The 6,985-nt window shown below is 67.4% G+C and carries 8 protein-coding genes; 1 reads left to right on the top strand and 7 read right to left on the bottom strand.

The annotated features are described in order from the left end of the window. The 6 genes from recN to WBF82_RS03310 all read right to left on the bottom strand — a co-directional run. Positions 1–1,454: DNA repair protein RecN (gene recN / locus WBF82_RS03285; protein ID WP_424381668.1), on the bottom strand; the 1,454-nt coding region annotated here is incomplete at its 3' end. Positions 1,455–1,466: 12 nt separating this feature from the next. Further along, a complete protein-coding gene (locus WBF82_RS03290) occupies positions 1,467–2,390 on the bottom strand; it encodes an NAD kinase (RefSeq protein WP_424381669.1) in 924 nt (307 codons plus the stop codon). Continuing rightward, positions 2,387–3,196 carry a TlyA family RNA methyltransferase gene (locus tag WBF82_RS03295; RefSeq protein WP_424381670.1) on the bottom strand — a complete coding sequence of 270 codons (810 nt, stop codon included), beginning with the start codon at positions 3,194–3,196 and terminating at the stop codon, positions 2,387–2,389. The genes WBF82_RS03290 and WBF82_RS03295 overlap by 4 nt, the downstream gene beginning before the upstream one ends. Positions 3,197–3,201: 5 nt before the next feature. Further along, positions 3,202–3,372: a hypothetical protein gene (locus tag WBF82_RS03300; protein ID WP_424381671.1), complete on the bottom strand. Its 171-nt coding sequence runs from the start codon at positions 3,370–3,372 to the stop codon at positions 3,202–3,204. 22 nt (positions 3,373–3,394) lie between these two features. After that, complete coding sequence (locus WBF82_RS03305; RefSeq protein ID WP_424381672.1) at positions 3,395–4,399, bottom strand: HAD-IIA family hydrolase; 1,005 nt, start codon at positions 4,397–4,399, stop codon at positions 3,395–3,397. Between the two features lies 1 nt (position 4,400). Further along, positions 4,401–5,186: a tetratricopeptide repeat protein gene (locus tag WBF82_RS03310; RefSeq protein WP_424381673.1), complete on the bottom strand. Its 786-nt coding sequence runs from the start codon at positions 5,184–5,186 to the stop codon at positions 4,401–4,403. 97 nt (positions 5,187–5,283) lie between these two features. Here WBF82_RS03310 and WBF82_RS03315 point away from each other — a divergent pair, with 97 nt between their 5' ends. Beyond that, positions 5,284–5,931 (top strand): class I SAM-dependent methyltransferase, encoded by a 648-nt coding sequence (locus tag WBF82_RS03315; RefSeq protein ID WP_424381674.1) that lies wholly within the window; start codon positions 5,284–5,286, stop codon positions 5,929–5,931. On the opposite strand, the gene WBF82_RS03320 is transcribed toward WBF82_RS03315, so the two are convergent. Beyond that, on the bottom strand, positions 5,928–6,985 hold a 1,058-nt coding region (locus WBF82_RS03320; RefSeq protein ID WP_424381675.1), incomplete at its 5' end, for a threonine ammonia-lyase. The genes WBF82_RS03315 and WBF82_RS03320 overlap by 4 nt on opposite strands.

The raw sequence follows: 6,985 nt of genomic DNA on the forward strand, positions 1-6,985 counted from the left end.
GACGCGGCCAGCACCACTTCCAGGGCCAGCATCACCCGCGACAGCTCGCCGCCGGACGCGCTTTTCGACAGTGGCAGCACCGTGGTGTCGCGATGCGCAGTGAAGCCGAACTCGACCTGGTCGACACCGTCTCCGCCGGCATGGGCCCGCGCGCCTGAGGGCAGCGTTAGTCCGGCGGCATCGTCGAGAGCGGCCGGCTCCGAAATAAGATTGGTCGTCACGGTGATGGTGAATTCGGCATCGGACATCGCCAAGCCCGATAGCTCGCCGGTGACTTCCTTCGCCAGACGTTTGGCCGCTTGCCTTCGTGCCTTGCTGAGTTCGGTTGCAGCGGAGGCCAGTTCGGTTGCCAGATCGTCGACCCGACGTTGCAGGCCGGCCAGTGCCTCTTCGGAGACGTCCAAGTGGGCCAGCCGCTCTCGCGATTCGCCGGCCCATTGCAGCACGCCGTCGATGTCTGCGGCGTATTTGCGTGTGAGCGTGCGTAACTCGGCTTGCCGCGCCAGTTTGGTGTCCAAAGTGCTTGCATCAGAAGGTAATTCGTTAAGGTAATCGCCGAGTTCACGCGCGGCGTCGCCGACCACCGTCAGCGCCTCGCTGAGCTGGCCCGCCAATCCACGCAACGTAGCGTCGTCGGTCGACTCCAGTGCGTTCTTCGCCCTCGCCAGGCTGTCGGCCGCTGGCGTCGGCCCGCCGATCACGTCGGCAGCGGCGTCGTCGGCGGCGCCGGCCAGGGTGCCACGTGCACTGGCCGCGGCTTCGCGCAGCGCGTCAAGTTCCGAAAGCCGACGGATGTCGTCGATCAGCGCGTCATCCTCACCGGGTGCGGGGTCGACGGCGTCGATCTCCTGCAACGCGAACTTCAGCCGGTCGGCCTCCTGGGCCAATTCACGGGCGCGGTTGCTTCGGTCGACGAGGTCGCGCCGCGCCAACTGCCACGCGTCGCGCAGTTTGCGATAGCGCTCCAGCCGGGCGCCGACCGCCGCGAACCGGTCAAGCGCGCCGCGTTGCTCGTCGGGTCGCATCAGCCGCAGCTGGTCGTTTTGTCCGTGCAGGGTGAGCAGCTCGGTGGTGAAGCCGCTCAGCGATTTGGCGGGCACACTGCGCCCGCCCAGATATGCGCGCGAAGGACCCTCGCGGCTGACCGAGCGCGACGCGATGATGCTGCCGTCCTCGTCGCGCTCGGCTCCCGAGGCATCCAGCATCTCGTCGATCTGCGCGGCGGCTTTCGGGTCGAGATCGGCCGTGCTGAAACGACCTTCGACCACGGCCCGATCGGAGCCCGAGCGCACCCGGTTGGCGTCGGCACGGGCCCCGCCCAGCAGGTGCAGACCGGTGACCACCATCGTCTTGCCGGTGCCGGTCTCTCCGGTCAGAACCGTTAGCCCGCGATCGAACTCAGCCGTGGCGACGCTGATGGCGCCCAGCGCCTCGATGCGAATCTCACTGAGCACCAGGCAGCACCGTTACCGTCCGCGCCAGCCCGTGACCGGCAAGCGGAACTTACGGACCAGCCGGTCGGTGAACGGCGCACTGTCCAACCGCGCCCATTTCACCGATACCTCGCAGCGCCGCACCTCCAACCGTCCGCCGGCCGGAACCAGCATCTCGCGGCGACCGTCGCAAAACACCACGGCGTCGTGCTCCTCGGCCTCGATTTCGATGGCGATGCTGGCGTCCGGGCTGGTCACCATCGGTCGGGCGAACAGCGCGTGAGCGTTGTTGGGCACCACCAAAAGTGCCTCCAGATCGGGCCACAGCACCGGGCCGCCCGCGGAGAATGCGTAAGCCGTGGATCCGGTGGGTGTTGACACCAATACGCCGTCGCAGCCGAACGTCGACACCGGCCGGCCGTCGACTTCGAGGACCACCCCGAGAACGCCCAGCCGCGGTCCCTTTTCCAGGCTGGCGTCGTTCAGTGCCCATCCGCGACTGATGACCTCGCCCTTGACTCGCACCGCGATGTCGAGCGTCAACCGGTCTTCGATTCGGTAGCTGCGGGCCACCACGTGCTCGAGCACGGTGTCGATGGCGTCCGCCTCGGCCTCGGCCAAAAACCCGATTCGGCCCAGGTTGATGCCCAGCACCGGAATGTCGGCATTACGAGCGAGTTCTGCGGCCCGCAGCACGGTGCCGTCGCCGCCGAGTCCCAGCACCAGCTCGCATCCGTCCGCGGCATCCGGGTCGGCGTCGGTGACCTGGAGGTCGACACCCAACGCGCGCATGTCGTCGGGTGCCAAATGTAACGAACCGCGGTCGACGGCCTCGGCTGTCAACACTCGGAGGCCAATGTCGTTGTCGCCCAGCACTTTCTCGACTCGGCGCGCGGTCTCGGTGGCTTCTTCACGTCCGGTGTGAACCACGAGCAGGACGGTGCGGTCATGGGTCATTTCGGACCCGCTTCAACCGCCGCGTGGACCGCGCTTTCCAATTCATCAGCAGGCAAGCTCCGATCAGTCTCGGCGCGCAGCCACAGAAAGTATTCGACATTGCCCGACGGACCCGGTAGCGGGCTGGCGTTGACCCCGACGGTGTGCCAGCCGAGCTCTTCGGCGCGCCGCGCGACGGCAAGCACCGAGCCGGCCCGCAGCTCGGGATCGTGCACTACCCCGCCGGCGCCCACCTGACCCTTGCCCACCTCGAACTGCGGCTTCACCATGGGAACGATATCTGCGTTGAGCGACGCGCATCCAGTCAGCGCGGGCAACACCGTGGTCAGCGAGATGAACGACAGGTCAGCGACGACGGCGTCAACCGGGCCGCCGATCGTCGCCGGTGTGAGCTCCCGGACGTTGGTCCGCTCGATGACAACCACCCGGGGATCCGACCGCAACGACCAGGCCAGCTGGCCATAGCCCACATCGACGGCGACCACTTCGCGTGCGCCGCGATCCAACAGCACTTCGGTGAACCCTCCCGTCGACGCGCCGGCGTCCAGACAGCGCCTATCCGCGACGCTGATCCCGAACGTGTCGAGCGCACCGATGAGCTTGTGCGCGCCGCGCGAAACCCAGCCGCGCTCGGCGTCGTCGGCGACACGCAGCGCCGCAGTCGCCGCGATGGCGGTGCCCGGTTTGACCGCGGGCATGCCGTCAATGCTGACTTTTCCGGCGCCGATCAACTCCGCAGCCTGCTGGCGAGATCGAGCCAGCCCGCGCCGGACCAGCTCGACGTCAACACGGCTACGCCGCGGCACGGCACTCAGCCCTTCTCCGCCGACTCCAGCGCCTGCACCAGCATGTCGTGTGCTTCGGATAACCGGCGCGCCAATTCTTCGAGATCGGCTTCCGCGGGCACGTTCTCGCCATCGGCAAGGTTAGGTAGCTCGGCGAGCACAGCGTCGATCCGAGCGCGAATCTCATCAGGAGTCATGACGGTCTTTACGCTATCGGATTCACACCAGGGACCACCGCTGCAGGGCGTCGTGTGCCGTGTCGTCGCCGGCGTGGACGGTGACGGCTTCGGCATCGCAGTCGATCGCCCAGACGGCGTTCGCGACGGCGCGAACGACCGACAGATCATCGCTCGCGTCGTCGTCGCGTCCGGCGCTGACCGTCACCGACATGTCGCCGGTCTCGACGTGCCATCCGTGTTGCGGAGCAACCGCGAGCACATCCGCGTCCTGGTGCAACGAGCGCAGGTCGTAGCCGATGTAGGTGGCGCGTTGTTCACGTACAGCGTGTACGGCGTCCCGCGCGGAGTTGACGCCGGACAGAACCATCAAGCTGGGCAGCCCCGCGGCGTTGGCGCCGGCGATATCGGTGTTCAGCCGATCGCCGACTACCAGTGGTGTGCGAAAGTCGCCGCGCGCCAATGCATCTGTGATCAAGGTCGGCGACGGCTTGCCCGCGACCTGTGGCTCGGCATCGGTGGCTGCTTTCAGTGCGGCCACCATCGAGCCGTTGCCGGGCAGCAGACCGCGTTCGGTGGGCAGGGTGGCATCGACGTTGGCCGCCACCCACAGTGCTCCGTCGCGGATGGCTAAGGCCGCCTCGGCCAGGTTGATCCAGCCGGTTTCGGTCGAGTGACCCTGGACTACGGCGTGCGGTTTGTCTTCGAATAGGCGTACCGGCCGAAGTCCGACCGCTGCGATTTCGTCGGCCAGCGAATCGGTGCCGACCACCAGCACCCGCGACTCGGGATTCAGTTGAGCAGCGAGCACGTGGGCGGCGCTTTGGGCGCTGGTGACCACATCCTCGGCGGTCGCCTTCAGGCCGATGTCGCGCAGGTGGTCGGCGACCTCGTCGGCACTGCGCGAGGCGTTGTTGGTGACGAAGAGCTTGCGGCCGGGAGCTCCATCCAGCGAGTCCGCCGCTCCCTCGGTCAACTCATGGCCACGGAACACCGTCCCGTCCAGATCCAGAAGCAGGCAATCGTATTGCTGCGCAAGCGTTCCCACGTCAGCCGAGCTCGCTCACTCGATCTTCGGCATCGGTGACAGCTTCGACGTCGGCGGCCGCGGCGCGCAGAAACCACTCCAGCGCCTCGTCGCGCCGCTCCAGCGCTAGCAGCGTGTCCGCGTACGCATAGAACAGCCGGGCCGCAATCGTCCCTCTCCGCGCCGGGTCCAGCTGCGGTGTGGACAAGACGGTGAGGGCTTGGTCGAGCTGACCGAGGTCCGCGCGGGCGCCGGCGGCGACGATGCGCAACTCGTCGGCCTCGTCGCCGCTGAGCTGGGCCGCCTCGGGCCCGCGCGCCAGCTCAAGCGCCCGTTCCGGTCGGCCCAGGCCGCGTTCGCAGTCGATGATCAGCGGCAGCAACGGGGACTTGCTGCCCATCCTGCGTGCGGCGCGCAGCTCGGCCAGTGCCTGCGCCCAGTCGCCGCACTGGTAGGCAGCGATCCCGACGGCCTCCCGGACCGCGGCGATACGGCCAGAGCGGGCCCGTGCGGCCCGCGCGTGGCTCAGCGCGGCTTCGGGGTCGTCGTCGATCAGCTCGCCGGCGGCGACGAGATGGCGGGCCACTGCGTCGGCGGTGGCCCGATCCAAAGTGCTGAGCTCGCGACGGATCTCGGGTGCCAGCTGGTTTGGTTCGATATCAGACCGGATCGGCGGGGCCGCAGTGTCATCGTTGGCGGAGGGATGCTGATGCTGTCTGCGCGCGCGTCCCGGGCCAGAAGTCGGTCTTTGCGACCGCGGCGCTTGCCTCGGCCGCGGCTTACCAGATCCTCGCGTTTCCTCGACCACTAGTACCTTTCGTCCTGACCACTTTGGCCTCGTCATATCAAAGGTTAAAGGGCTTCCGCCGCGGCTCGTCCGGCGGCGCGTCGGTAACCTCGCGACCGTGCTCGACTGGGATCACAACACCTACTACCACCGTCTACTGCTCGGCCAACTGCCACAACGCTGCCATCGGGTGCTCGACGTTGGCTGCGGTGCCGGTGTGTTTGCGACCCGACTCGCCGGCCGAGTTGAACAAGTCGACGCCGTCGACCGTTCAGCGGCGATGATCGAAATGGCCAGGCAGCGCACCCCGGAAAACGTCAATTGCATCCTCGCCGACATCTTGACTGATCCGCTGCCCGCCGGCGGCTACGACGCGATCTTCTCGATCAGCGCACTGCATCACATGCCCCTCCAGGGCGCACTACGACGGTTTGCAGCGCTGCTCCGCCCTGGCGGTGTACTCGCCTCCGTCGCCTTGCCCCGAAAGGATCTACGCCGAGAGCTGCCCACGGAGATCGTTGCCGCGCTCGGACATCGCCTACTCGGTGCAGTTTTCGAGACGGCCAGGTCAGCGGGCAGCAAAGACTGGTTTGCCAAGGACTGGGCCCATGCCGTGATGCCAGTCGTCATGGATCCCCCGCTGACGACCCGGGAAGTCGCACGTCAGGCTAGCGCAGTGCTGCCGGGCGTGCAGGTGCGCCGACTCGTTTTCTGGCGTTACCTACTGCACTGGCGCAAGCCAACCGAAGCAGCTGACGGCGGTTAACCGTCACCGACCCAGCGGTGGTAGGCATCGATGTCGACGTTGCTTCCGCACACGATGGTGACGACGTGTCGGCCCGCGAAGCGGTCGCGGTCTTCGAGGACCGCCGCGATGCCGAGCGCGGCCGACGGTTCGACGACGAGGCCAGCGTGGTCGAGGAGCATTCGCATACCGGCGATGATCGACGCCTCCTGGACCAACACAGCGTCGTCGGCGACCAGCAGCAGGTCGTTCAGGACGGCCAAAATTGGATACCGGCCGGCGACACCGTCAGCGATGGTGTTGGTCGAGTCGGTGGTGACAACGCGCCGCTGGCGCCACGAATGCGTCATCGCCGGTGCGCCGGCCGGCTGAATGCAGATCACCTCGACGTCGGGCGCGAAGGCCTTCATCACATGCCCGACACCGGTAGCAAGCGCCCCGCCGCCGAGAGCGATCAGCACGGCGTCGAACGACGACACGGCCTCTACCAGTTCCAGGCCAATGGTCGCCGCGCCCTCACAGGTTTCGATGTCCAAGCTGTCGTCGAGCAGCCCTATGCCGTCATGCCGCGCGATGGCTGCCGCCCGGGCACGGGCCATCTCGTTATCGCCGTCCACTAACTCCAATCTCGCGCCCAGTGCACGGATGCGATCGAGCTTGGCCGCAGGTGCAAACCGGGATGCCACGACCGTGACCTCGAGACCCCTGGCGCGACCAGACCAAGCCAGGGCTTGGCCGAGATTGCCCGCGCTGCCACACACCACGGCGGGCGAGCCCTTGTCGGCGAGCAGGCTCGCGACTACCTCGGTGGCGCGTGCTTTGAAGCTGCGGACCGGGTTCGCCGTTTCGAGCTTGACGCTCACCGCGCACCCGAGGGCGGGTTCCAGCGCCTCGCAGCGGTACAGCGGAGTATCGAGAAAGACCGGGTCGATCACCCGGCGAGCCGCCCGGACCCGGGCAGTAACGAGGCGCGTCCCTTGCACGACACAGCAGCCTAGCGCCGTCAGCATCCTGTCCGGGTGAACGCCCGGCGACGGCTGCCCGCGCTGGGAGGTGAGCCAGCGCCAACAGAGGC

The sequence above is a fragment of the Mycobacterium sp. genome, assembly GCF_049673265.1.
Lineage (GTDB): Bacteria > Actinomycetota > Actinomycetes > Mycobacteriales > Mycobacteriaceae > Mycobacterium.

Bases quoted from the DNA above. Each gene is read 5' to 3' on its own strand.
- WBF82_RS03290 (WP_424381669.1), bottom strand. From the start codon at position 2,390: ATGACCCATGACCGCACCGTCCTGCTCGTGGTTCACACCGGACGTGAA.
- WBF82_RS03300 (WP_424381671.1), bottom strand. From the start codon at position 3,372: ATGACTCCTGATGAGATTCGCGCTCGGATCGACGCTGTGCTCGCCGAG.